At 65.3% G+C, this 23,870-nt stretch carries 21 protein-coding genes; 13 read left to right on the top strand and 8 right to left on the bottom strand.

Going from position 1 to position 23,870, the window contains the following annotated elements:
• Positions 1–9 precede the first annotated feature (9 nt).
• Genes secF through RHO23_RS09675 form a run of 4 tightly spaced genes read left to right on the top strand, consistent with a single transcriptional unit; the run spans position 10 to position 5,856 of the window.
• On the top strand, positions 10–1,254 hold the full coding sequence (gene secF / locus RHO23_RS09690; protein WP_423489202.1) for a protein translocase subunit SecF: 1,245 nt from the start codon (positions 10–12) through the stop codon (positions 1,252–1,254).
• On the top strand, positions 1,254–2,930 hold the full coding sequence (locus RHO23_RS09685; protein ID WP_423488987.1) for an ABC transporter substrate-binding protein: 1,677 nt from the start codon (positions 1,254–1,256) through the stop codon (positions 2,928–2,930). Before secF ends, RHO23_RS09685 begins: the two co-directional genes overlap by 1 nt.
• Positions 2,927–3,460: an adenine phosphoribosyltransferase gene (locus tag RHO23_RS09680; RefSeq protein WP_030093607.1), complete on the top strand. Its 534-nt coding sequence runs from the start codon at positions 2,927–2,929 to the stop codon at positions 3,458–3,460. Before RHO23_RS09685 ends, RHO23_RS09680 begins: the two co-directional genes overlap by 4 nt.
• Positions 3,461–3,489: 29 nt before the next feature.
• Positions 3,490–5,856, top strand: a complete 2,367-nt coding sequence (locus RHO23_RS09675) for a RelA/SpoT family protein (RefSeq protein ID WP_030093606.1) — start codon at positions 3,490–3,492, stop codon at positions 5,854–5,856.
• 25 nt (positions 5,857–5,881) lie between these two features.
• Here the strand turns inward: RHO23_RS09675 and blaMAB are convergent, their stop codons facing one another.
• Together blaMAB and RHO23_RS09665 are read right to left on the bottom strand one after the other, a co-directional pair.
• The gene (gene blaMAB / locus RHO23_RS09670) at positions 5,882–6,751 is read right to left on the bottom strand and encodes an MAB family class A beta-lactamase (protein ID WP_423488986.1); all 870 of its coding nucleotides are present in this window, start codon (positions 6,749–6,751) and stop codon (positions 5,882–5,884) included.
• Between the two features lies 1 nt (position 6,752).
• Positions 6,753–7,673 (bottom strand): peptidylprolyl isomerase, encoded by a 921-nt coding sequence (locus tag RHO23_RS09665; protein ID WP_030093604.1) that lies wholly within the window; start codon positions 7,671–7,673, stop codon positions 6,753–6,755.
• A gap of 101 nt (positions 7,674–7,774) precedes the next feature.
• Between RHO23_RS09665 and RHO23_RS09660 the strand changes: the two genes are divergently transcribed.
• The 3 genes from RHO23_RS09660 to RHO23_RS09650 are packed head-to-tail and all read left to right on the top strand — an operon-like array spanning position 7,775 to position 10,145.
• Entirely contained in the window at positions 7,775–8,446 is a 672-nt protein-coding gene (locus tag RHO23_RS09660; protein WP_046253942.1) for an MBL fold metallo-hydrolase, read from the top strand.
• Positions 8,443–9,717 (top strand): histidine--tRNA ligase, encoded by a 1,275-nt coding sequence (hisS, locus tag RHO23_RS09655; RefSeq protein WP_030093602.1) that lies wholly within the window; start codon positions 8,443–8,445, stop codon positions 9,715–9,717. Before RHO23_RS09660 ends, hisS begins: the two co-directional genes overlap by 4 nt.
• 5 nt (positions 9,718–9,722) lie before the next feature.
• Positions 9,723–10,145 (top strand): hypothetical protein, encoded by a 423-nt coding sequence (locus RHO23_RS09650; protein ID WP_030093601.1) that lies wholly within the window; start codon positions 9,723–9,725, stop codon positions 10,143–10,145.
• Between the two features lie 4 nt (positions 10,146–10,149).
• On the opposite strand, the gene RHO23_RS09645 is transcribed toward RHO23_RS09650, so the two are convergent.
• Positions 10,150–10,500, bottom strand: coding sequence for a gamma-glutamylcyclotransferase family protein (locus tag RHO23_RS09645; protein WP_057966045.1), 351 nt, complete (start codon positions 10,498–10,500; stop codon positions 10,150–10,152).
• A gap of 43 nt (positions 10,501–10,543) precedes the next feature.
• Complete coding sequence (locus RHO23_RS09640; protein ID WP_423488985.1) at positions 10,544–10,975, bottom strand: VOC family protein; 432 nt, start codon at positions 10,973–10,975, stop codon at positions 10,544–10,546.
• Between the two features lie 76 nt (positions 10,976–11,051).
• Here RHO23_RS09640 and RHO23_RS09635 point away from each other — a divergent pair, with 76 nt between their 5' ends.
• Complete coding sequence (locus RHO23_RS09635; protein ID WP_423488984.1) at positions 11,052–12,059, top strand: Rv2578c family radical SAM protein; 1,008 nt, start codon at positions 11,052–11,054, stop codon at positions 12,057–12,059.
• A gap of 16 nt (positions 12,060–12,075) precedes the next feature.
• Here the strand turns inward: RHO23_RS09635 and ypfJ are convergent, their stop codons facing one another.
• Positions 12,076–12,963: a KPN_02809 family neutral zinc metallopeptidase gene (ypfJ, locus tag RHO23_RS09630; protein WP_046253938.1), complete on the bottom strand. Its 888-nt coding sequence runs from the start codon at positions 12,961–12,963 to the stop codon at positions 12,076–12,078.
• A 111-nt stretch (positions 12,964–13,074) separates the two neighbouring features.
• Here ypfJ and RHO23_RS09625 point away from each other — a divergent pair, with 111 nt between their 5' ends.
• The 3 genes from RHO23_RS09625 (at position 13,075) to RHO23_RS09615 (ending at position 17,450) form a co-directional block, all read left to right on the top strand.
• Entirely contained in the window at positions 13,075–14,625 is a 1,551-nt protein-coding gene (locus RHO23_RS09625; protein ID WP_227465346.1) for a carboxylesterase/lipase family protein, read from the top strand.
• A gap of 102 nt (positions 14,626–14,727) precedes the next feature.
• Positions 14,728–16,536: an aspartate--tRNA ligase gene (aspS, locus tag RHO23_RS09620; protein WP_064409006.1), complete on the top strand. Its 1,809-nt coding sequence runs from the start codon at positions 14,728–14,730 to the stop codon at positions 16,534–16,536.
• A 5-nt stretch (positions 16,537–16,541) separates the two neighbouring features.
• The gene (locus RHO23_RS09615; protein ID WP_064409005.1) at positions 16,542–17,450 is read left to right on the top strand and encodes a DUF389 domain-containing protein; all 909 of its coding nucleotides are present in this window, start codon (positions 16,542–16,544) and stop codon (positions 17,448–17,450) included.
• On the opposite strand, the gene RHO23_RS09610 is transcribed toward RHO23_RS09615, so the two are convergent.
• Genes RHO23_RS09610 through RHO23_RS09600 form a run of 3 tightly spaced genes read right to left on the bottom strand, consistent with a single transcriptional unit; the run spans position 17,447 to position 19,844 of the window.
• The gene (locus tag RHO23_RS09610; RefSeq protein WP_423488983.1) at positions 17,447–18,124 is read right to left on the bottom strand and encodes a haloacid dehalogenase type II; all 678 of its coding nucleotides are present in this window, start codon (positions 18,122–18,124) and stop codon (positions 17,447–17,449) included. The two genes, RHO23_RS09615 and RHO23_RS09610, sit on opposite strands and share 4 nt — an antisense overlap.
• 11 nt (positions 18,125–18,135) lie before the next feature.
• The gene (locus RHO23_RS09605) at positions 18,136–18,858 is read right to left on the bottom strand and encodes a TIGR03943 family putative permease subunit (protein ID WP_057967942.1); all 723 of its coding nucleotides are present in this window, start codon (positions 18,856–18,858) and stop codon (positions 18,136–18,138) included.
• On the bottom strand, positions 18,855–19,844 hold the full coding sequence (locus RHO23_RS09600; RefSeq protein ID WP_423488982.1) for a permease: 990 nt from the start codon (positions 19,842–19,844) through the stop codon (positions 18,855–18,857). The genes RHO23_RS09605 and RHO23_RS09600 overlap by 4 nt, the downstream gene beginning before the upstream one ends.
• A gap of 57 nt (positions 19,845–19,901) precedes the next feature.
• Here RHO23_RS09600 and RHO23_RS09595 point away from each other — a divergent pair, with 57 nt between their 5' ends.
• Together RHO23_RS09595 and RHO23_RS09590 are read left to right on the top strand one after the other, a co-directional pair.
• Positions 19,902–20,348, top strand: coding sequence for a nitroreductase family deazaflavin-dependent oxidoreductase (locus RHO23_RS09595; RefSeq protein WP_030093583.1), 447 nt, complete (start codon positions 19,902–19,904; stop codon positions 20,346–20,348).
• 122 nt (positions 20,349–20,470) lie between these two features.
• Positions 20,471–23,797, top strand: coding sequence for a DUF2126 domain-containing protein (locus tag RHO23_RS09590; protein ID WP_423488981.1), 3,327 nt, complete (start codon positions 20,471–20,473; stop codon positions 23,795–23,797).
• Positions 23,798–23,870: the final 73 nt, after the last annotated feature.

The following is a 23,870-nucleotide window of genomic DNA, read 5'->3' as shown; positions in this document are numbered from 1 at the left end:
AACGACACCGTGAGCAACGGCAACGGGACCGAAAAGGACGTCGTGGACGGCACGGACAAGGCCACCGCAACGGACGCTAAGTCCAGTGCGGTGGAAACCACCACTGCGGCACCAGAACACGGCTTCTTCTATCGGCTGTACACCGGAACCGGTGCCGTCGACGTCGTGGGCAAGCGCACCCTGTGGTTCGCGATCAGTGGCGCATTTATGGTGGTCGCGATCTTGTCGATTGCGATCAAGGGATTCGTCTTCGGTATCGACTTCGAGGGCGGCACCAAGGTGTCATTCCCGAAGGGCCAGGCCACCGTCCAGCAGACCGAGGACGTCTTCAGTCAGACATTGGGCCGCGACGCCGAATCGATCGTCGTCACCGGAACCGGTGACTCGGCCTCGATTCAGATTCGCACCGAGACACTCGATAACGAGGAATCGGCAAAGCTCCTCAAGGCGCTCTTCGACCGGTTCGCGCCCAAGGGATCTGACGGCAAGCCGTCCATCAACGCCATCAGCGATTCGGCAGTATCGGAGACGTGGGGCGGACAGATCACCAACAAGGCGCTGTGGGCGCTGGGTGTGTTCCTGGTGCTCTCCGGTATCTACATCGCCGTACGTTACGAGCGCTACATGGCCATCGCCGCACTGGCCGCGCTGGTGTTCGACCTGCTGGTCACCGCGGGTGTGTACTCGCTGGTGGGCTTCGAGGTCACCCCGGCGACGGTGATCGGTCTGCTCACGATCCTCGGATTCTCCTTGTACGACACCGTGATCGTGTTCGACAAGGTCGAGGAAAACACGCACGGATTCCAGCACACGTCGCGGCGCACCTTCGCCGAACACGCCAACCTGGCCGTGAACCAGACCTTCATGCGTTCCATCAACACCAGCCTCATCTCGGTGATCCCGGTGCTCTCGCTCATCGTGGTGGCCATCTGGCTGCTGGGTGTGGGCACGCTGAAAGACCTTGCGCTGGTTCAGCTTGTCGGCATCCTGGTGGGCACGTATTCGTCCATCTTCTTCGCGACCCCACTGTTGGTGGCATTGCGTGAGCGCACCGAGCTGGTGGCCAGCCACACCAAGAAGGTGCTGAGCCGCCGCAAGCCGGACGCCGCGCCCCTGGCCGATACCGGCTCGGGAACCAAGACGGTCAAGGCAGCGGCATCGGCAACCTCCGACACCTCGACAACCACGGTGCGACCCGCGAAACCCAGGCCCGGCGCCCGCCCTCAAGGTAAGCGGAACGTACGGCGGCACTGATGGATTCACGGAGTCCAGCACGGACCGGGGCAAGACGGATCGCTCGAATCGGCGCCATCGCGACCACGGTGCTACTGGCGGCGGGGTTGCTGACCTCGTGTTGGACCTCGGCGGCGAAAACGCTCGACTACGCCGTCGATGGCCGCCTGACGACGTACAACGTCAACAGTGTCGCGGGGAATGCCTCGGCGGGGGCACAGGCCTTCAATCGAGTGCTCACCGGGTTCGGCTTTCACGGACCTGACGGTCAGGTGATCGCTGACCACGACTTCGGCAGCGTCGAGGTCGTCGGCCGCATTCCGCTGGTGCTCGACTACACCATCAACGAAAAGGCCGTCTACTCCGACGGCAAGCCGGTGACCTGTGAAGACATGGTGCTGTCCTGGTTCGCGCAATCCGGCAGGCTGCCCGACTTCGATGCGGCAAGCACGGCGGGATACGCCGACATCTCCACGGTGGATTGCAAGCCCGGGCAGAAGACCGCCCGGGTGACCTTCGCGCCGGATCGAGCCTTCACCGACTGGACCCAGCTGTTCGCTGCCACCACGATGTTGCCGTGGCATGTGATCGCCGACAAGCTCGGCGGGGGCGTGGACCTGATCGGCGCCATCTCCGCCAATGACGTTCCGACACTGCAGAAGATCGCCGAGTTCTGGAACAACCAGTGGAATCTGGGCTCCGATCTGGACCTCTCGAAGTTCCCCTCGTCGGGGCCCTACAAGCTCGACGGATACAACGACGATGGTTCGGTTGTGCTTGTCGCCAACGACAAGTGGTGGGGGAGCCCGCCGGTAACCAAGCGGGTCACGATGTGGCCCAGCGGGATCGACGTGCAAAAGCGGCTGTCCGACGGTGATCTCGAGGTTGTCGACGTCGCTGCCGGATCGGCCGGGACGCTCACCGCGCCTGACGGGTTCGCGCGTACCGAGGAGCCCGGTTCCGGTGTGGAACAACTCATCTTCGGCGCCGGGGGATCGGTCGGAGCACCCGATCTGCGCCGCGCGGTTGCGCTGTGCACGCCGCGCGATGCCATCGCGGGAATCGCCGGGGTGCCGGTGATGAATGCGCGACTGGATACCAGCATCGGGGACTCGTTCGCCTCGGTGGAGGCCGCCGCCGAAGCGGGACGGTTCATGCGTTCGGACCCCGTCGCGGCCCGCGCTGCCGCGGCCAATCGTCCGCTGACGGTCCGGGTGGGATACCAGGCGCCCAACCCGCGCCGCGCGGCCATCGTCTCCGCCATGGCGCAGGCCTGCGAACCCGCCGGAATCACCGTGCAGGACGTCAGCTCGCCCGAGATCACCCCACAGTCGTTGCGGAACAACCAGATTGATGCGCTGCTCAGCTCCATCGGCGGAGCCCCCGGAAGTGGATCGACGGGTTCGTGGCTCATGGATGCGTACGCCCTGCGTTCCCGCGAGGGGAAGAACCCGGCGAACTATGCCAACGGCCAGATCGACGGCATCATCGCTGCCTTGGCGGTGACCACCAACGCCCGGGATCAGAGCAGGCTGCTCGCCGATGCCTCGGCGATTCTGTGGAATGACCTGCCGACGCTGCCGCTGTACCGGCAGCCGCGCGTACTGATCGCACCCAAGACGATGTACGCCGCCACCCCGAGCGTCACCCGGTGGGGCACCGGCTGGAACATGGACCGTTGGGTGTTGCCGGCGTGACCTCGGCCGACGCCGTGACGGCGCTCATCGACGGGCTGACCCGGAAGGTCGCCGACTTCCCCGAGCCCGGGGTCCAGTTCAAGGATCTGACGCCGTTGTTCGCCGACGCCGATGGCCTCTCACAGGTCACCGATGCGTTGGCGCGGGCGGCCTCGGGTGCCACGCTCATCGCCGGTATCGACGCCCGGGGCTTCCTGCTCGGCGCGGCCGTGGCGATCCGCCTCGGGGTGGGCGTCCTGGCGGTGCGCAAGGCCGGAAAGTTGCCGCCGCCGGTGCATTCTCAGACCTATGAACTCGAGTACGGCACCGCGGCGCTGGAGATTCCCGCTGACGGGGTGGACCTGACCGGCCACCGCGTGGCGATCATCGATGATGTGCTGGCCACCGGGGGCACGCTCGCCGCGACGGTGAAGCTGTTGAGTGCCGCCGGAGCAGAGGTTGTCAGCGCCGGTGTTGTTCTGGAACTCGCGGGTCTGGGCGGCCGTGCGGTCGTGGCGCCGCTGCCATTAACTGCGCTCCGTGTGATCTGAGCGTTAATCTAGGCGGTAGGAGGTGAACCGTGGCTGACGAGCAAGCGCCCAGCGAGAATCAGGTCGCGGTCGAATCCCTGCCTGTCGTGAGCGATCCAGCCACACCGACCTCGGATTCGCTGCGGGTCAGCGGCACCATGAGTGCTTCGCGCCGGGTGCGGGCCCGGCTGGCCCGCCGGATGACAGCCCAGCGTGGCGCCGTCAGCCCGGTTCTGGAACCGCTGCTCGCCGTCCATCGCGAGTTCTACCCCAAGGCCGACCGTTCGGTGCTGCAGCGCGCGTACGAGGTGGCAGAGAGTCGGCACGCCGAACAGTTCCGCAAGTCGGGCGATCCGTACATCACCCACCCGATCGCCGTGGCCAACATCCTGGCGGAGCTGGGGATGGACACCACCACGCTGGTTGCCGCGATCCTGCATGACACCGTCGAGGACACCGGCTACAGCCTGGAGCAGCTGACCACCGAATTCGGCACCGAAGTCGCGCACCTGGTCGACGGCGTGACCAAGCTCGACAAAGTGGTGCTGGGCAACGCGGCCGAGGGCGAAACCATCCGCAAGATGATCATCGCGATGGCACGTGACCCTCGAGTGCTGGTGATCAAGGTCGCCGACCGGCTGCACAACATGCGCACCATGCGGTTCCTGCCGCCGGAGAAGCAGGCGCGCAAGGCCCGCGAGACGCTCGAAGTCATTGCACCACTGGCGCATCGCCTGGGTATGGCCACGGTCAAGTGGGAGCTCGAAGATCTGTCCTTCGCGATTCTGCATCCCAAGAAGTACGAGGAGATCGTGCGGCTGGTCGCCGACCGGGCACCGTCGCGCGACACCTATCTGGCCAAGGTACGCGCGGAAATCGTTGCCACGCTCAATGGTTCGCGAATCAGTGCCACCGTTGAGGGGCGACCCAAGCATTACTGGTCGATCTATCAGAAGATGATCGTCAAGGGCCGTGACTTCGACGATATCCACGACCTGGTGGGTGTGCGGATTCTGTGCGACGAGATTCGTGACTGTTACGCCGCGGTCGGTGTGGTGCACTCCCTGTGGCAGCCGATGGCGGGCCGGTTCAAGGATTACATCGCCCAGCCGCGTTTCGGTGTTTACCAGTCCTTGCACACCACTGTCGTGGGCCCCGAGGGCAAGCCGCTGGAGGTGCAGATCCGTACCCGCGATATGCACCGCACCGCCGAGTACGGCATTGCCGCGCACTGGCGGTACAAGGAAGCCAAGGGCCGCAACGCGGTACCGCAGTCACATGCGGCGGCCGAGATCGACGATATGGCGTGGATGCGTCAGCTGCTCGACTGGCAGCGTGAGGCCGCCGACCCGGGCGAGTTCCTGGAATCGTTGCGTTACGACCTGGCGGTGCAGGAGATATTCGTCTTCACCCCCAAGGGCGATGTCATCACCTTGCCCGCCGGATCGACCCCCGTCGACTTCGCGTACGCGGTGCACACCGAGGTGGGGCATCGCTGCATCGGTGCCCGGGTCAACGGACGGCTGGTGGCGCTGGAGCGCAAGCTCGAAAACGGGGAAGTGGTGGAGGTCTTCACCTCCAAGGCCGCAAACGCCGGTCCCTCACGCGACTGGCAGACCTTTGTGGTGTCGCCGCGCGCGAAGGCGAAGATCCGGCAGTGGTTCGCCAAGGAGCGCCGCGAAGAGGCGCTCGAGGCCGGTAAGGACGCGATCGCGCGCGAGGTGCGCCGTGGTGGACTTCCGTTGCAGCGCTTGGTCAATGGCGAGGGTATGGCCTCGCTGGCCCGCGAGCTGCGCTACCAGGACACCTCGCAGCTCTACACCGCGGTGGGCGAGGGGCATGTGTCGGCGCGGCATGTCGTGCAGCGACTGGTCGCTCAGCTCGGTGGTGTGGACAGTGCCGAAGAGGAACTGGCCGAACGGTCCACACCGTCGACCATGCCCATTCGCCAGCGGCGTTCCGACGATGTGGGCGTGGCTGTGCCGGGCGCACCGGGTGTGCTGACCAAGCTCGCGAAATGCTGCACCCCGGTGCCCGGGGATCAGATCCTCGGATTCGTCACGCGCGGCGGGGGAGTCAGCGTGCACCGTACCGACTGCACCAACGCCGAATCTCTGCAGCAGCAGTCGGAAAGGATCATCGAAGTGAATTGGGCGCCGTCGGCGTCCTCGGTCTTCCTGGTCGCCATCCAGGTGGAGGCGCTGGACCGGCACCGGTTGCTCTCCGATGTCACCCGCGCCCTGGCCGACGAACGGGTGAACATCCTGTCGGCCTCGGTGACCACTTCGAATGATCGCGTGGCCATCAGCCGCTTCACCTTTGAGATGGGCGACCCCAAGCATCTGGGCCACGTTCTCAACGTGGTGCGCAACGTCGAGGGCGTCTATGACGTCTATCGGGTGACGTCGGCCGCCTAACGCCCGTTATCGGCGCGCCAGACGGCTAGGCGCCGAATGCCTTGAGCGCGATGCGGGTGGCCGCGGCGATGGTCGGCTTGCCCTGGGTGGACTTCGGATCGTCGGGAACCGTCAGCACGGCGACGACAATCGGCGCACGGCCGGTTGGCCAGATCACCGCGATGTCATTGGTCTCACCTTTGAATCCGCTGCCGGTCTTGTCGCCGACCGTCCATCCCGTCGGGACTCCCGCCCGAATCGACTGGTCGCCGGTGGTGTTGCGCTTCAACCAGTCGGTGAGCAGATCACGGCCCTGCGCATCCAGCCCCTCGTCGAGCACCAGCCTGCGCAGATTGGTCACCAGCTGCTGCGGGGTCGAGGTGTCCAGATCGCCGTCCGGGATGTTCAGCTGATCTTCGGTGCGATCCATGCGAGAGACGTTGTCGCCCAGGCTCCGAACGAATTTCTCCGTCTGCTTCGGACCACCGAGCTGCGCGATCAACAGGTTGGCGCCGGTGTTGTCGCTGTAGCGCAGGGTTGCATCGCACAGTTCCGAGACGGTCATGCCCTCGGCCACATGCTGGGACGTGATCGGTGCCCACTCCATGAGGTCGGACTGTGCGTACTGAATCCGCTTGTCCAGCAGCCCCGGTTCGCTCAGGCGGCGGTGCAGGATGGCCGACACGATGAAGGTCTTCACGGTGGAGCACATCAGGAAGCGTTCATCTGCCCGGTGGCCCAGGGTGGCGCCCGAACCGGTATCCAGCGCGAACACGCCGACGCGTCCACCGAAATCCTTTTCGAGGGAGGCGAGTTCGGATGGCGAGGTTCGGCTTTCGGTGCTTCGTGAACAACCAACAGCCGCCAGAGCAACTGCCGACAATCCACCTACGAGTGCTGCGCGACGCGAGATCATGTCAGTCGAGCTGCAAATCGATGATCTTCACTTCTTGCGCGGGTGCGCCATCGCCCGCGCCACGTGGCCCGGGCTTGATCCCGTTCTTGGCGATCTTGGCGAGGGTGTCCATCCCGGTCTTATCGATGGTGCCGAACACCGTGTACTGCGGTGGCAGCTTCGAATCCTTGTAGACCATGAAGAACTGGCTGCCGTTGGTCCCTGGCCCCGCATTGGCCATCGCCAACGTGCCGGCTGGATAGACAACGGCTTGCTGGGCGGCTGGATCATCGGCCTTGTACGCAGTGGTCGGATACTCGTTGTCGAACTCGTATCCCGGGCCGCCCGAACCGGTGCCCTTGGGGTCGCCACACTGCAGTACCGACAACCCGCCGCTGGTGATCCGGTGGCAGATGGTGTTGTCGAAGTAGCCGCCCTGCGCCAGGCTGGCGAAGCTGTTCACCGTGCACGGAGCCTTGGCGTTGTCCAGAACCAGGCCGATATTGCCCTGGCTGGTCTTCATGCTGGCGGTGAGGGTCGGCGGATCGGTTGGGATCTTGCCGGACCGTGGCATCTGCTTCTCGATGGTCTTGGCGGGCGCATCTGCCGGCCGGTACTGGCAGTTGGCGCCCACCTCCGCGGAGGGTACGAACTTCGGAAGCGCGGGCCCGGTGACGGGCGGTTCATCGGGCGTCGGCAACGAAGAGGTTGGTGGCGCGTCGACCGTGGAGACCGGGGTGGTGGAGGTGTCCAGAGCCGCATCGGTCTTATCGCTCTTGCTGATGGCCAGCCACGCGGTGATGGCCACGGCCACGACGACGGCGACGACCGCGGCACCGCTGATCGCCCAGATCCGCTGCTTACGGGCGCGCTCTGCACGGTTCTCCAGCTGTCGCTCCAGCTTGCGCTTGGCAGTCTGGCGTCGCTGCTCGTTGGTCGGCACCGGGTTCTCCTTTAGGGCTTCCGTTGAAGAATTTGGGTCGCCAGAGAGTGTGCCAGCCACACCTGAGAGATGGGGCAGGACCCGCCGCCTAAGCTGGTCGGGTGCTGATCACCGGTTTTCCCGCGGGCATGTTCGCCACGAACTGCTATATCGTGGCGCCCCACGAGGGCGGCCCCGCCGTCATCGTCGACCCCGGCCAGGAGGCGATCCCTGGCGTCAAGGAGATCCTCGCCGAGCGCGACCTCACCCCTGAGGCGGTGCTGCTCACCCATGGGCATCTGGATCACACCTGGACCGCGCAGCCGCTCGCCGATGAGTACGGGATTCCCGTTTACATCCACCCCGACGACCGCGTGATGCTCGCCGACCCGCTCGCCGGCATCGGTCCGGGGCTGGCTCAGTTCATCCAGGGCATGGAGTTCACCGAGCCCAAGGAACTCGTCGAGATCGGTGACGGGGACAAGCTCGAGCTCGCCGGGATCACACTCACCGTCGACCACACGCCAGGGCACACCCGTGGCTCGGTGGTGTTCGGCATCGAGGTCGACAGTGACAACGGGCCCATCGACGTGGTCTTCAGCGGAGACACCCTCTTCCAGATGTCGATCGGGCGCACCGATCTGCCCGGTGGGAACCATCAGCAGCTGCTTGATTCCATTGCGGCCAAGTTGCTGACCCGCGACGACTCCACCGTCGTGTTGCCGGGGCACGGCAACGCCACCAGCATCGGCGACGAGCGTCGCGCCAATCCTTTCCTCGAGGGAATCCAGTGAGCGAGAAGACTTTTAGCGCCCCCAAGGGCATCCCGGATTATGTGCCGCCGGACTCCGCGCAGTTCCTGGCTGTCCGTGACGGGCTACTGGAGCAGGCGCGGCTGGCCGGGTACGGCTACATCGAGCTGCCCGTGTTCGAGGACACCGGGCTGTTTGCGCGTGGAGTGGGCGAGTCCACCGATGTGGTGAGCAAGGAGATGTACACCTTCGCCGACCGCGGTGATCGGTCGGTGACCTTACGCCCGGAGGGCACGGCCTCGGTGATGCGTGCGGTCATCGAGCATGGCCTGGATCGTGGCCAGCTTCCGATGAAACTGCGTTACGCCGGTCCCTTTTTCCGCTATGAGCGACCGCAGGCCGGTCGCTACCGTCAGCTGCAGCAGGTCGGCGTGGAAGCCATCGGCGTGGACGATCCGGCCCTGGACGCTGAGGTGATCGCCATCGCCGACGCCGGGTACCGCTCTCTGGGCCTGACCGGCTTCCGGTTGGAGATCAGCTCGCTGGGCGACGCCTCCTGCCGCCCGCAGTACCGAGAGCTGTTGCAGGAATTTCTCTTTGGCTTGGATCTGGATGAGGCGACGCGAGAGCGGGCCCGTATCAACCCGATTCGGGTGCTCGACGACAAACGCCCCGAGGTGCGCGAGATGACGGCCGATGCGCCACTCATGCTCGACCATCTCTCCGAGGAGTCCAAGGCACATTTCGATCAGGTTCTGGGCCATCTGGATGCGCTGGGCGTGCAATACGTGGTGAACCCCCGGCTGGTGCGCGGCCTTGACTACTACACCAAGACCACTTTCGAGTTCGTGCATGACGGCCTCGGTGCGCAATCCGGGATCGGTGGCGGTGGACGCTATGACGGACTGATGGCGCAGCTTGGTGGACAGTCGTTGTCGGGTATCGGATTTGGGCTCGGTGTGGACAGAACCCTGCTCGCCCTGCAGGCCGAGGGTGTGACGGTGGGCGATAGCGGTCGCTGCGAGGTGTTCTGCGTGCCCCTCGGGCAGGACGCGAAATCAGCGCTCGTGAAGGTGGCGGCGCAACTGCGCACCGCGGGTATCCGCACCGATATCGCGTACGGCGACCGCGGGCTCAAGGGAGCGATGCGCGGTGCCGATCGCTCTGGAGCCTCGATTGCGCTGGTCGCCGGGGACCGGGAAATCGGTGAGGGAAACATCGAGCTCAAGACGCTGGCGGACGGAGTTCAGCAGCCCGTGCCGATCGGTTCGATTGTCGACGAAGTAACGGCGCGGCTAGCATCGCGGATATGACACGTATGGGACGTATCACTGCAGCTCTGCTCGCCACGGCCAGCACCGCAACGTTGACGCTGGCGTCGATGGCCATGGCCCCGATGGCGGAGGCGGCACCACACCAGGTGAAATATGTGATCAGCTCCGATCGTGACTTCCTGTCGCAGACCCTTGTGCTGCAGAACGAGCCGCCGAGCGCATCGGCGTATGACTCGGAGTCGAGCAAGTATCTGGTGCGCGCATCGACCCGCATCGCACCCGATGCTCCATTCGTCGTGGAGACCACGTTGAACGATCCGACTCAGTGGGCATATGTGAGTGCGAGCGCGGCGGCCAAGGCCGTTACCGGCGCACCTGTCTTCCACTGTGAGGTGTACGTGGATGGTGCCCTGGCCACCCAGGCCGATGGCGAAACCGCCGTCACCTGCTCGCTGCGAAAGTGGTAACCCGCTAGCCGGCGAATACGTAGACCCAGGCCGTCGCGCCCGAGCGCAACGGCACCGAAATGCGTTGGTAGTCATCGACTTCGTACTCGTCGGCGGCCGCCAGCTGCTCTGCGGTGATCGAGAAGACCGTGCCAGGGACCTGCGCGGCGGAATCAGCCGACGGTCGCAGGATGGGGTGGCGGTCGCTGCCGCTGGTCGCGATGACATGCGGGTCGGTGATGGTCACGTAGTCCAGATCGAATCCCACGATGGCATCGGCATGGCCGTCCAGTTCCTGCCCGAACGTGGTGCGCTGGACCTCGGCCTGCTGCAGGGTGCCATAGGAGAACAAGAGCTCGGTTGCGGTATCCGTCACGCTGTCAGTCAACCAGGGCACCATCTGGAGTGCATCTGGGCACTCAGCCCCCGAGGTGCACGGTGCCGTCCGGGCCTATCCGCCAGCCGGGGTTATGGGCGATTTCCCAGATCAGCCCGTTGGGGTCCTGAATGTGGGCGTGGAACACCCCGCCGAATTGCCCAGGCTGCGGCGGTTTGAGAACCGTGCCGCCGGCGGCCGCCATGATGCCGGAGAGCGCGGTGACGTCCTCGGGAGAATCGACGTTGTGGGCCAGGGTGATTCCGGAGACTCGCGAATGGTCACCGGGTGTGGCGAGATCCTCGTTGAACTTGTCTGCCAGGAAAAAGCCCAGCAGCTGCCCGGGTGCTGACTGGTAGAAGATGATTTCGCCCTTCACGTCGAGCAGTGGAGTCCACTCCAACGCGCCATAGAAACGTCGGGTCGCATCCAGATCCGTTGCGGCAATGGTGACAAAGTGCAACTGCTGCTTCATGAAACCCAGCCTAGTTTTGTGTTCCGACACGGCCAGGGGATTGACAGGGGTATCGAACATATGTTCGCATAGGGGTATGCGGTGGGACGGTCAGACGCTGGCGGCCGACGACGGTGCACTCCCTGGCTTAGAACGTATTGGCTTGGTGCGCAGCGTCCGTACGCCCGATTTTGAGGGCATCACCTTTCATGAGGTGTTGTGTAAGTCCGCGCTCAACAAGGTGCCCGCGGTATCGATGCTGCCGTTTCGATTTACTGTCAACGCGTTTCGTGGATGCGCGCATGCCTGTCGCTACTGTTTCGCGCGTCCGACCCACGAATATCTGGAGTTTGACAGCGGTGCTGACTTTGACAGTCAGATCGTCGTGAAGACCAATCTGGTGCCGGTGCTCAGGAAGGAACTGGGGCGCAAGTCCTGGAATCGTGAGACGGTCGCACTGGGTACCAACACCGATCCCTATCAACGGGCCGAGGGGCGCTATGGGCTGATGCCGGGAGTTATTGCAGCGCTGGCAGACTCGGGAACTCCGGTGTCGATCCTCACCAAGGGCACTTTGTTGCGCCGGGATCTGCCGCTGCTTGCCGAGGCTGCCCAGCAGGTCCCGGTGAGTCTGGGAATATCGCTGGCCATCGGCGATGAGACGTTGCACCAGGCAGTTGAACCGGGGGTGCCGACACCGCAGGCGAGGCTGTCGCTGATCGCCGCGGCGCGTGAGGCCGGGTTTGAACCGCACGTGATGGTGGCGCCGGTGCTTCCGTTCCTCACCGACACGGTGGAGCATCTCGACGACCTATTGGGCCGCATCGCGGATGCCGGTGCCGCCGGTGTCACCGTGTTTCCTCTGCACTTGCGCGGGACGACACGCGGCTGGTTCATGTCATGGGTATCGCAAGCGCACCCCGAGCTCGTCGGTCGATACCGGGAGCTGTACCGCAAGGGCGCGTACGTACCCGCCGAGTACCGGGCGTGGCTGCGTGAGCGTGTGGGGCCATTGGTGAGTAAGCACGGGCTGGCGTCGCATCGTGAGGAAACCCCTACGAGGCCAGTTAAATTGACGCCCGCGCTGGAGCCCACACTGTTCTGATCGCCGGGTGCCGGGCCTAGTTCAGGTTGTCGGCGTTGAAGGTGTCGCAGGTGCGGAAGTCGCCGGTGTTGTACCCCTGGGTAAACCACCGCTGACGCTGCTCGGATGAGCCGTGCGACCACGCCTCGGGGTTGACCCGCCCCGTGGCCCGCTTCTGGATCCGGTCATCGCCCACGGAGGACGCTGCCGACAATGCATCCCGAATGTCTTGCTCCGTCAAGGGTTTCAGGAACGGAACGCCGCTGCCTTCCTGGACGGTGGTCGAGGCATGCTTTGCCCAGACGCCGGCGTAGCAGTCGGCCTGCAGCTCGGTGCACACGCCGCCACCTGCTTGCCCCTCGGCGCAACGGTGGTTCTTACCCAGCACGCCGAACAGGTTCTGTACGTGATGCCCGAACTCGTGCGCCACCACGTACTCCTGGGCCAACGGGCCACCACTGGAGCCGAACTGGTCCACCAGCACCTGGAAAAAGCTGGTATCGAAGTACGCGGTTTGGTCGGCGGGGCAGTAGAAGGGCCCGACCTCCGTGGAGGCGGCGCCGCATCCGGTGTTCACCTGACCGCTGAACAGCTTCACGCCCGGCCGCGGGTACTTGGGTCCGAGAATCTGCGTCCACACGGCATCCACCGAGTTCCCGGTGGCGATGATGCGGCAGTCCAACGACTTGTTCGCGTCGGCGCCGGTCTTGCAGTGGCTGAAGTCCTGCGTCTGTTCCTGCGCGGGGCCTGCCTGCTGCTGGCCTTGTTGTTGCAGAACCTGGCTCGGGTCGCCGCCGAGCAGCAACACCACCACCGCGATCAGCAACCCGCCGACGCCGCCGCCGATGGCCATCTTGGGGCCGCGCCCCATGCCGCCACCCGAGGTGGTGCTGGTGTCGATCTGCATGCCTTCGTTGAAGGTCATTGGTCTGTCACTCCCGTGTCGTAGCTCTGCCACTCAGCTATTGACTGCTGCCGGCTGCCGATACCTTTGCATACTCCACAGACGCACGTACCGCTACATGGCGAAGAGTTCATGTCGGGTCCGGGACTTTCCGGCGGGGCCATCGGCTCTGGAGCGCTCTTCCGCATTACGATTCGATGCGTGGCCGTTGACGTCGCCCTGCCGACAGTCGTGCGCACGCCGTTGGGGGACCTGCGCGGAACCACCGAAGGCGGTGTCTCGGTCTGGCGCGGGGTGCCGTACGCGCGTCAGCCGGTCGAGCAGCTCCGATTCCTAGCACCTGTCCCCTTGGAACCCTGGGACGGCGTACGTGACGCCATCGAGCACGCGCCATTGCCTCCGCAAGGAAAATCGTTCGTGGGCGCAGGCCGGGACGACCCCAAGGTTCGCGGCGAAGACTGCCTGACGGTTACGGTCTGGTCACCGGACATCCACGCAAACCTGCCTGTCATGGTGTGGATTCCGGGGGGAGCCTTCGTTTTCGGCGCCGGACAGCTGGAGCTCTACAGCGGGGCGCGGCTCGCGGCCAACGGCAACGTCGTGGTCGTCAACGTCACCTACCGGATCGGAGCCCTGGGCGGGCTGGAACTCAGTGCCCTGGGTGAAGGTTTCGACGACAACCTGGCGCTGCGTGATCAAATCGCGGCGCTGACGTGGGTGCGTGACAACATCGCGGCGTTCGGCGGTGACCCTGACCGCGTCACGATCTTCGGCGAGTCGGCCGGGGCGACGTCGGTGCTGGCACTGCTGGCGACTCCGGCAGCAGGGGGTCTGTTCGGCCGTGCCATCGCGCAGAGCCCGGCATTGCCGCTGATTGCCGACAAGGCCCTGCGGGATCGGCGTGCACATCGGTATCTCGAACTGCTCGATGTGACCGATCCCAGTCGGCTCAAGGTCTTGCCGCAACGGGAGCTGCGCCGGGGTGCGGCCAAGTTGCAGATCGAGAGCGCGACCGAGACTCCTGTCCTGGGCTACGGACTGACGCACGGCACCGATCTGCTGCCGCATCACCCGGTTGAGGCTGCGCGACGCGGCGAGGTGCATCAGGTGCCGCTCATCATCGGGTCAAACAGCCACGAGGCGTCGATGTTCGCGCGCGTAAAACCGCCGATGCTGCCCACCACCGAGCCGACCGTCAACGGTTACTTCAACCGGATAGGCCCGGAGTATCAAGACGCGATCATTGCCGCGTACCCGCAGTACCCGAGCCGTTCGGCGCTGGTGGCGGTGGGCTCCGATGCCATGTTCGCCGCGCCCATGTGGGCCTTCGCCGATGCCTACAGCGCCTTTGTCGACACTTACATGTACAGGTTCGACCACACGGCATGGGGCCTCCGGCTCCTGGGTCTCGGGGCCACCCACGGCAGCGAAATCGTGCATGTCCACCACAGCTACGGTTCCTTCGTCGGGATGCTGCTGAGCCCACTGGGCGCACGGATGATGCCCTCGGTCGGGCGCCGCATGCAGCGAGCGTGGCTGGATTTCGCCACCGGGGGCAGCCCCGACGACTGGCCGCTCTACGGCGCGGACGGCAGACGCACCCGAATCATCCGGTCTCGCTCCGACGTCACCATCGAAGATCCCGACTCGGTGCGCCGGATCGCCTGGGCCCAGGTGCACTGAGCCTCGACACGGCGCACCCGACAGGGCAACGAACGCGGGCCGCTAGGCTCAAACGTCTAATACTGGCCTCTTGTAGAACAAGCACTGTCGAAGGGATCTTTTGTGCTGCGCACTCACGACGCGGGGACGTTGCGGGAGTCGGACGCCGGGCAGCGTGTGACGCTTGCCGGCTGGGTGGCTCGACGGCGCGACCACGGCGGCGTCATCTTCATCGACCTGCGTGATGCCTCCGGCGTATCTCAGGTGGTGTTCCGTGACGACGCGGTGCTCGAACAGGCGCATCGTTTGCGCGCCGAATTCTGTGTCGAGGTCACCGGTGTGGTCGAGGTCCGGCCAGAGGGCAATGCCAATGCCGAGATTCCGACCGGCCAGATCGAGGTCAACGCCGCCGAACTGATCGTGCTCAACGAAAGTGCGCCGCTGCCGTTCCAGCTGGACGAGACCGCAGGTGAGGAGGCACGCCTGAAGTATCGCTACCTGGATCTGCGCCGCGAGGGGCCGGGTAACGCAATCAGGTTGCGCTCCAAGGCAAACGCTTCGGCACGAAGTGTGCTGGCACGCCATGATTTCGTGGAGGTGGAAACCCCGACGCTGACGCGGTCGACGCCTGAGGGTGCGCGCGATTTCCTGGTGCCGGCGCGTCTGCAGCCGGGTAGTTTCTACGCGCTGCCGCAGAGCCCGCAGTTGTTCAAGCAGTTGCTGATGGTCGCGGGTATGGAGCGGTACTACCAGATCGCGCGCTGTTACCGGGATGAGGACTTCCGGGCGGACCGTCAGCCCGAGTTCACCCAGCTCGATATCGAGATGAGCTTCGTGGACCAGGACGACATCATCACCCTGGCGGAGGAGATTCTGGTCGCGCTGTGGGATCTGATCGGCTATCACGTGCCGACCCCGATCGCCCGCATCACGTACGCCGAAGCAATGCGCCGCTATGGCAGCGACAAGCCGGATCTGCGATTCGGACTGGAGCTGGTGGAATGCACGGAGTACTTCTCCGACACCAGCTTCCGGGTATTCCAGGCGCCCTATGTGGGTGCGGTGGTGATGCCCGGCGGCGCAGATCAACCGCGCCGCACCCTGGACGGCTGGCAGGAGTTCGCCAAGCAGCGCGGGCACAAGGGTCTGGCCTACGTGCTGGTGGGGGAGGACGGCACCCTCGGCGGTCCCGTCGCCAAGAACTTGACCGACGGCGAACGCGACGGATTAGCGGCCCACGTCGGCGCCAAACCCGGCGACTGCATCTTCTTCTCTGCAGGCGGGGTCAAGTCCTCGCGCGCGTTGTTGGGCTCGGTGCGTGGCGAGGTCGCGCAGCGTCTCGGATTGATCGACCCGGACGCCTGGGCATTTACCTGGGTGGTCGACGCCCCACTGTTCGAGCCTGCCGACGAGGCGACGGCGGCCGGTGATGTGGCTGTCGGTTCGGGTGCCTGGACCGCCGTACACCACGCCTTCACCTCGCCGAAGCCGGAGTCGGAGAACACCTTCGACACCGATCCGGGAACAGCCCTCGCCTACGCCTACGACATCGTGTGCAACGGACACGAAATCGGTGGCGGATCGATTCGTATCCATCGCCGCGACGTGCAGGAACGCGTGTTCAAGGTGATGGGCATCAGCAATGAAGAGGCGCAGGACAAGTTCGGCTTCCTGTTGGACGCCTTCGCGTTCGGTGCACCCCCGCACGGCGGCATCGCCTTCGGGTGGGACCGGGTGACCGCATTGCTGGCGGGTACACCCTCGATCCGCGAAGTCATCGCCTTCCCGAAGTCCGGTGGCGGTGTCGATCCGCTCACGGATGCTCCGGCGCCGATCACGGCAGCCCAGCGCAAGGAATCGGGCATCGACGCCAAACCCGAGAAGGACGCCAAACCTGAGAAGGCGGACAAGCCGACTACGCCGGACGCGTAGCGCACGTGCTGCACGTTCGGGTCATCGCACCTGCTGATCTCTCCGATCAGGTGGTGGAGTTCCTCGCCACCACAGCGGGAGTCGCGCACATCGTGCGGGTGACCGGCGCGGCGATCAGCCCGGCGGGTGACGTGATCACCGCCGATGTGGCTCGGGAGACGGCCAACGACGTGCTCAACGGGCTCAAGGCAGTCGATATCGACAAGCGGGGATCGATCACCGCCGAAGTGCTCGATACGGTGATCTCGCAGACCGCCTACGAGGCCGAGGACGACGCCGAAGGCGACCCCGCCGACGCAGTCATCTGGGATGAGCTGATTGGGCGCACCCGCGAGGAATCCACCCTCAATCTGACCTTTCTGGCCTTCTTGTGTCTGGCCTGCCTGATCGCCGCGGTCGGCGTGGTTACTGATTCGCCGGTCACCATCGTCGGTGCCATGGTGGTCGGTCCGGAGTTCGGTCCGCTTGCCGCGCTGGCAGTTTCGATTGTGCGCCGGAAATGGTCGCTTGCCCGGCGTTCGCTGCTGGCGTTGGTGGTGGGATTCCCGGTGGCAATGGCGGTGACTGCCGTCGGGGCGCTGGCCGCCGAGGGTGCAGGGTGGGTGACCTTGAAGAGTGTGCGTGAACTGCAGCAGGTCGACTTCATCTTCCAGGTGGGGCCGTTCTCATTGGTGGTCGCGCTGCTGGCGGGTGCGGCCGGCATGCTGTCGTTGATGTCCGCGAAATCGGCCGCGCTGGTGGGTGTCTTCATCTCGGTGACCACCGTGCCCGCTGCGGGTTTCGCAGTGGTGGCAGCGACCGTGGGGGAATGGGAGATCGCGGGGCTGTCCGCTTTGCAACTGGCGGTCAACCTCTTCGGCATCGTCCTGGCCGGGGTACTGGTACTGCTGGTGCGGCCGCGGAGGTTGCGCTAGGCGATAGCGCCGATATCGGTGACCCGCTGATCGAATTCCCGGTCGGGGTCGTCGTGAGCCAGCGCGGGATCTCCGTACTCGTAAGGCCGCGAGACGAAGACGGTACCCATGCCGATCTCTTGTGCGGCACGCAGGTCGTACGGATGCGCGGCCACCATCGCGGCCTCGTGGGGCTCCACCCCGAGGTAACGGAGCGCGCGCCGGTAGACCATCGGGTCCGGTTTGAAGCTGCCGAACACCTCTGCGGTGAGCACCGCATCCCACGAAATGCCCAGGCGTTTGAACAGATTGACCATGGTGGCCATGTCGGTGTTGGACAGCGTGGCGATAACGGCCCGCGAACGCAGACCAGACAGTCCGATGGGTACGTCCGGCCAGGGAACGAGGCGCTGCCAGCCCGATGCGACTACCTCGGCAGTCGCAGAGTCGGGGCGCCGCAGTCCGAAGCTCTCACAGACATCGGCAAAGCCGTGTGCGTACAGATCCTGTACCCGCGTCCAGCCATTGACGGACTGTGCCAGGTTGGCGACGCGGTCGAAATAGTCAGCGCGCCAGGCACGGGTGAAGGCGGCGGCGTCGATGTCGGGGTCGTACTCGGCAACCGCGTGCGACACCGGCTCAAAGAAGTCCAGCAGCGTGCCCTGCACATCGAACAGGTATGCCTTGTACCGCAACGTGACTCCGTTCAGTAGGTGCTCTTGGGCGGGTCGGTGCGGGTGATGCCTGCGACCTCGATCGCCGGAATCGACGACGGGCCGCGATAGCTCTGTCCGCCGGGTACGGTGCCGGTCACCGAGATCCAGGTGTTCTCGGGAAGCGCTGATGCCGATGCGGCAGCGGGTCCTGTCATGTGCAACCGGGCCAACTGGGCGTCGGCGGCACAACAGACGATGACTATCTTGGCCAGGTCGGTGCGTTCACCGTCCTTGAAGGTGAAGCCAGTAACAGTGATTGTGCGTCCGCTCAACGTGTCCGAGGACCCTGCGGCGATGCGCATCAGAATCTCTGGCAGCGGTACCGACGGTGCGTCGCCGGGTGGCAGTGGGGGAAATGCTCGCCGGGGCGTGTTGGCCGAGGCGGAGATGTTGGCCGGCGCGATGGATCGAGCGCTCAGGGCCGGCGGCACGATGAAGATCAGCAGGACGATTGGTAACACCAGAAACCATGTGGCGCCGTGCTTGTGGCTGTGGTCTCCGTGACCCTCGTGGTTGTGGTCATGCTCGGTGTGGCCGCGGCGCACGTCGCGGATGATCGCGGCCAGACCCAGTCCGATCACGATGACCGCCGAACAGGCGAGCCACGGCAGCAGCCCGGGTTTGACGTAGCGCGTGAAGGTTCCGGTCACCGCGATCATGGCCACACTGACCCCCAACAGGATCAGCAGGGTGTTCTCCGTATCGCGCCTCATGAGGTTCCCAGCACAGCCAGTCCGACGGCTGTCGCGACGGCGGTGGCCACCACGAATGTCACCGGTGCGAACCGGGCGGCGAACGCGCGCCCGAACATCCCCGACTGCATCGCGATCAGCTTCACATCGACAGCCGGTCCGACCACGAGGAACACCAAGCGTGGGATCAGCGGCATCATCGTGATGCTGGCGGCGACGAAGGCGTCGGCTTCCGAGCACAACGCCAGCACCACGGCCATCAGCGCCATGGTCACCACACCGACGACAAGGTTGCCCGCCAGATGCTCGAAAACCCAGGCCGGTACCAGCACGTGCAAGGCCGCCGCGGCCACCGCCCCGATCGCCAGGTACGAGGCCGCCTGTAGAAAGTCGTGGCGGGCCGCCTCGGTGAATGTCGTCCAGCGGGAGCCGGATCCGGCGTGGGCCGTGGGCAGCTTGCGGGTGACCCAGCTGTCCCGCCCCCACCGCGACCACACCATCCCCATGATCATCGCGGTGAGCAGTGAGGCCACCGCACGGGCCAGCACCATCTTCGGCTGGCCGGGGAACGCGACCGCGGTAGCGACCAGTACTACCGGGTTGATCGCCGGCGCCGACAACATGAAGGTCAGTGCGGCGGCACCGACCGATCCCGGCCCGTACAGCCGGCGTGCCACCGGCACCGATCCGCATTCGCAGCCGGGCAGCGCGGCGCCACTGACTCCCGCCACCGCCACCGCGGCAACGGACCGGTTCGGCAGCCAGCGCGCCAGACGTTCCGGGGTGACGAACGTCGCGACGAGCCCGCTCACGATCACGCCGAGTGCAAGGAAGGGGATGGCCTGGACGAACACCCCGCAGAACACCGTTCCGGCGGTGGCCAGCTTCTCGTTGGCGTCGACGATCCCGCGTAACCGGCTGGCAGCCAGGGCCATCAGGATCAGAGCCACCACCAAGACCTCGGTCGAGCCGAACCAGCGTCGTTCCCGGGAGGCGGCCAACGTCATCCAGTCATCCTGACAGTGCAACCTGAGAACCCGGCGCAGCGGTGGCACTCTGGTGAGGTGACTGATGACACACCCTTCAATGAGCAGCCCGCCGCGGTGATCAACGAATTCAATGACGGCGTAACTCAGGAATTCCGCGCCAACGGTGGACAGGTCGGTGGTCAATTCGCCGGCGTTCCGATCCTGCTGCTGACCAACACCGGTGCCAAGAGCGGAAAGGAGCGTCTGAATCCGCTGGCCTACTTCGATATCGACGGCAAGATCTACATCGTCGGTTCCTTCGGTGGTGCGGACAAGGACCCCGCATGGGTGCATAACCTGCGGGCACATCCGCATGCGCATATCGACATCGGAACTGACGGTTACGACGTGGTAGCCCATGAGCTTTCACTCAGCGAGCGCGATGCGCTGTACCCGAAGGTTGTTGAGCAGGTTCCCGTGTTCGCGGACTATCAGGAGAAGACCGACCGGGCGATTCCGATCTTTGAACTGCGACGTCACTAGCCGAGAGCGGTCGCCGATGAGCTACCGGTAGAGCGTCTGCGCGGCCTCTGCGGGCCTGCGGGTTGGTTGTGTGCCGATTCGCAGGCCCTGCGGGTGAGGCCAGGTTATGGTGGGATCAGCCGATGGGCATCAAGGTGGCGCTGGAGCATCGGACCAGCTACGCATTCGACAGACTCGTGCAGGTGCATCCGCACGAGATTCGATTGCGCCCCGCGCCGCATACCAGGACACCGATCGAGGCGTACTCGTTGCGTATCGCCCCCGACGATCACTTCATCAACTGGCAACAGGATGCCTTCGGGAATTTCCTTGCCCGCGTGGTCTTTCCGAACCGGACCCGTCGATTGTCGATCACCGTGGGGCTCATCGCCGACCTGAAGTCGGTCAATCCGTTCGACTTCTTCATCGAGGAGTGGGCCGAACACATCGGTTTCGCCTACCCGCCCGCGTTGGCCGCCGATCTCGAGCCTTATCTCAAGCCGGTGGACGAATCGATTCCCGGCTCGGGGCCCGGTGAGCTGGCCCGCGCGTGGGTGGCCAATTTCACGATGGCGCCCGACACACGCATCATCGACTACCTCGTCACCATCAATCAGGCGCTGTGCTCGGATGTCGGCTACGCCGTGCGCTTGGAGCCCGGGGTCCAGAGCCCCGACACCACCCTGGCGGTGGGTATCGGTTCCTGCCGTGACACTGCCTGGTTACTGGTCTCGATTCTGCGGCAGAAGGGTCTTGCCGCTCGCTTCGTGTCCGGGTACCTGGTCCAGCTGACGTCGGATATCGCCGCAATCGACGGGCCTTCCGGTCCGGTGGCCGACTTCACCGATCTGCACGCCTGGGCTGAGGTCTACATCCCCGGCGCGGGGTGGGTCGGTCTGGACCCCACATCGGGGCTGCTCGCGGGGGAAGGGCACATTCCGCTCTCGGCGACACCGCATCCGTCGACATCGGCCGCAATCTCCGGCGCCACCGACGTGTGCGAGTCGACGCTCGATTTCTCCAACACGGTCACTCGTGTGCATGAGGACCCCCGAGTCACGCTGCCCTACACGGCATCGGCGTGGGAGGCGGTCACCGCGCTGGGTGCGGAGATCGATGTCCGGCTTGATAGCGCTGGGGTGGGGTTGACGATGGGCGGCGAGCCAACCTTCGTCTCGGTCGATGACCAGGTTGCCGAGGAATGGAACACCGAGGCCGACGGACCCCAGAAGCGGGTCCGTGCCTCCGATCTGACTGCCCGCCTGAAATCGCTCTGGGCACCAACCGGTTTGGTGCAGCGCAGTCAGGGAAAGTGGTACCCGGGTGAACCGTTGCCGCGATGGCAGATCGGCTTGTACTGGCGCCGCGACGGCCAGCCGCTGTGGTCTGACCCCGATCTGCTGGCGGACCCGTGGGCCGAGGACCGGGAATGGTCCACGCCGGACGGTGCCGACCGTGCGTTGTTGATCGCGCTGGCCGGCGATCTCGGGCTGCCCGAGAGTCAGGTGCGCGCGGCATACGAGGATCCGCTGACCCGACTGGCCGCGTCGGTTCGGCGCCCGGCCGGAGATCCGGTATCAACGGCCGATGACATAGCGCCGCAGGAAGATTCGGAAGAGCGGCGTTCGGAGCTGCTGGCAGGCCTGGACGAACAGGTGACCCGGCCGGCCGCGCATCTGCTGCCCCTGCACCGCGGTGAGGACGGCAGCGGTTGGGAAAGCGCAGACTGGCAACTGCGTCGCGGCCGGATCGTGCTGACGGAAGGACGGTCTCCGGCAGGTCTGCGGCTCCCACTGGCCGCCGTCTCCTGGAAGCCGGCCCCACACCCGACCGAGGCGGATCCGCTCAGCGCTGCAGCCGAACTCGATACACAGCGATCCGGATCCGCGGCCGTCGTGCCCGCGGACGGTGTACCCACCACAGCCATGGTTGCCGAGATCCGCGACGGGCTGCTGTACCTGTTCCTGCCGCCCCTGGAGAGCCTCGACGATTTCGTAGATCTCATCGCCCGCGTCGAGGCGGCAGCCACCTGCCCACTGGTGATCGAAGGGTATGGGCCGCCGCCGGACCCTCGGCTCGAAGCCATGAGCGTGACTCCCGACCCGGGTGTCATCGAGGTCAACGTGACACCCACCGGCAGCTTCGCCGAGCAGTCCCGCCAGCTCGAGGTGTTGTACGAGGAGGCACGGAAAGCCCGGCTGACCACCGAATCGTTCGACACCGACGGCACCCACACCGGGACCGGAGGGGGTAACCACATCACGTTGGGGGGCCGGACCCCGGCGACGTCGCCGTTGTTGCGGCGGCCCGATCTACTGGTCTCGCTGCTGACCTACTGGCAGCATCATCCCGCGTTGTCGTATCTGTTCTCGGGACGATTCGTCGGCACCACCTCGCAGGCCCCACGTGTCGACGAGGGGCGCGAAGAGGCGTTGTACGAGTTGGAGATCGCCTTCGCGGAGATCGAGAGATTGACGACATCGCCCGGCCCCGACCGTGCTGCGGACGCCGCGCCGTGGCATGTGGACAGGGCGCTGCGGCACCTGCTCACCGACATCACCGGGAACACCCACCGTGCGGAGTTCTGCATCGACAAGCTGTACAGCCCCGACAGTGCGCGCGGGCGTCTGGGCCTGTTGGAGCTGCGGGGATTCGAGATGCCTCCGCATTTCCAGATGGCGATGGTCCAGTCTCTGTTGGTGCGCGCGCTGGTCGCCAAGTTCTGGGAACAACCCCTACGGGCGCCGCTGATACGACACGGTGCAAATCTTCATGGCCGTTACTTGTTGCCACACTTCATCATTCACGACATCGCTCAGGTTGCCGCCGATCTGCGCGCACACGGCATCGCTTTCGAGACAAGCTGGCTTGATCCCTTCACCGAGTTCCGGTTCCCACGGATCGGCACCGCGGTGTTCGACGGTATCGAGGTCGAACTGCGCGGGGCCATCGAACCGTGGCGGGTGCTGGGGGAGGAGGCGACCGCAGGAGGCACCGCGCGCTACGTCGATTCCTCCATCGAACGCGTGCAGGTGCGGGTCATCGGCGCCGACCGATCCCGGTACGTCATCACCTGCAACGGTCAGCCCATCCCGCTGCTCTCGACGGCAAACCCGGATGTGCAGGTGGCCGGAGTCCGTTATCGGGCCTGGCAGCCGCCCAGCGCTCTGCACCCGAGCATCACCGTCGATGACCCGCTGCGATTCGAGCTCATCGACACCGCTAACGCCCTGTCTCGCGGAGGCTGTACGTACCACGTATCGCACCCGGGCGGCCGTGCGTATGACGATCCTCCGGTCAATGCGGTGGCGGCCGAAGCACGCCGCGGTCGGCGTTTCGATGCCACCGGTTACACCACCGGTCGTGTCGATTTGTCAGACTTGCGCGAGAAACAAGCCCGCATGTCCACCGATGCGGTCGCGCCCGGCATCCTGGATTTACGCCGTGCGAGGACGGTGGGGCGCAGGTGAGAGAGCGGAACAGGAAGGAAGGTAGCGACGGTGGCAGCACCTGCTTCGGGGGCTCCCGCCGGACCCGGCTACC

Origin of the sequence: Mycobacteroides sp. PCS013, from assembly GCF_049532645.1 — a bacterium.
Lineage (GTDB): Bacteria > Actinomycetota > Actinomycetes > Mycobacteriales > Mycobacteriaceae > Mycobacterium > Mycobacterium gwanakae.
This window is presented reverse-complemented; position numbering and strand designations above follow the sequence as displayed.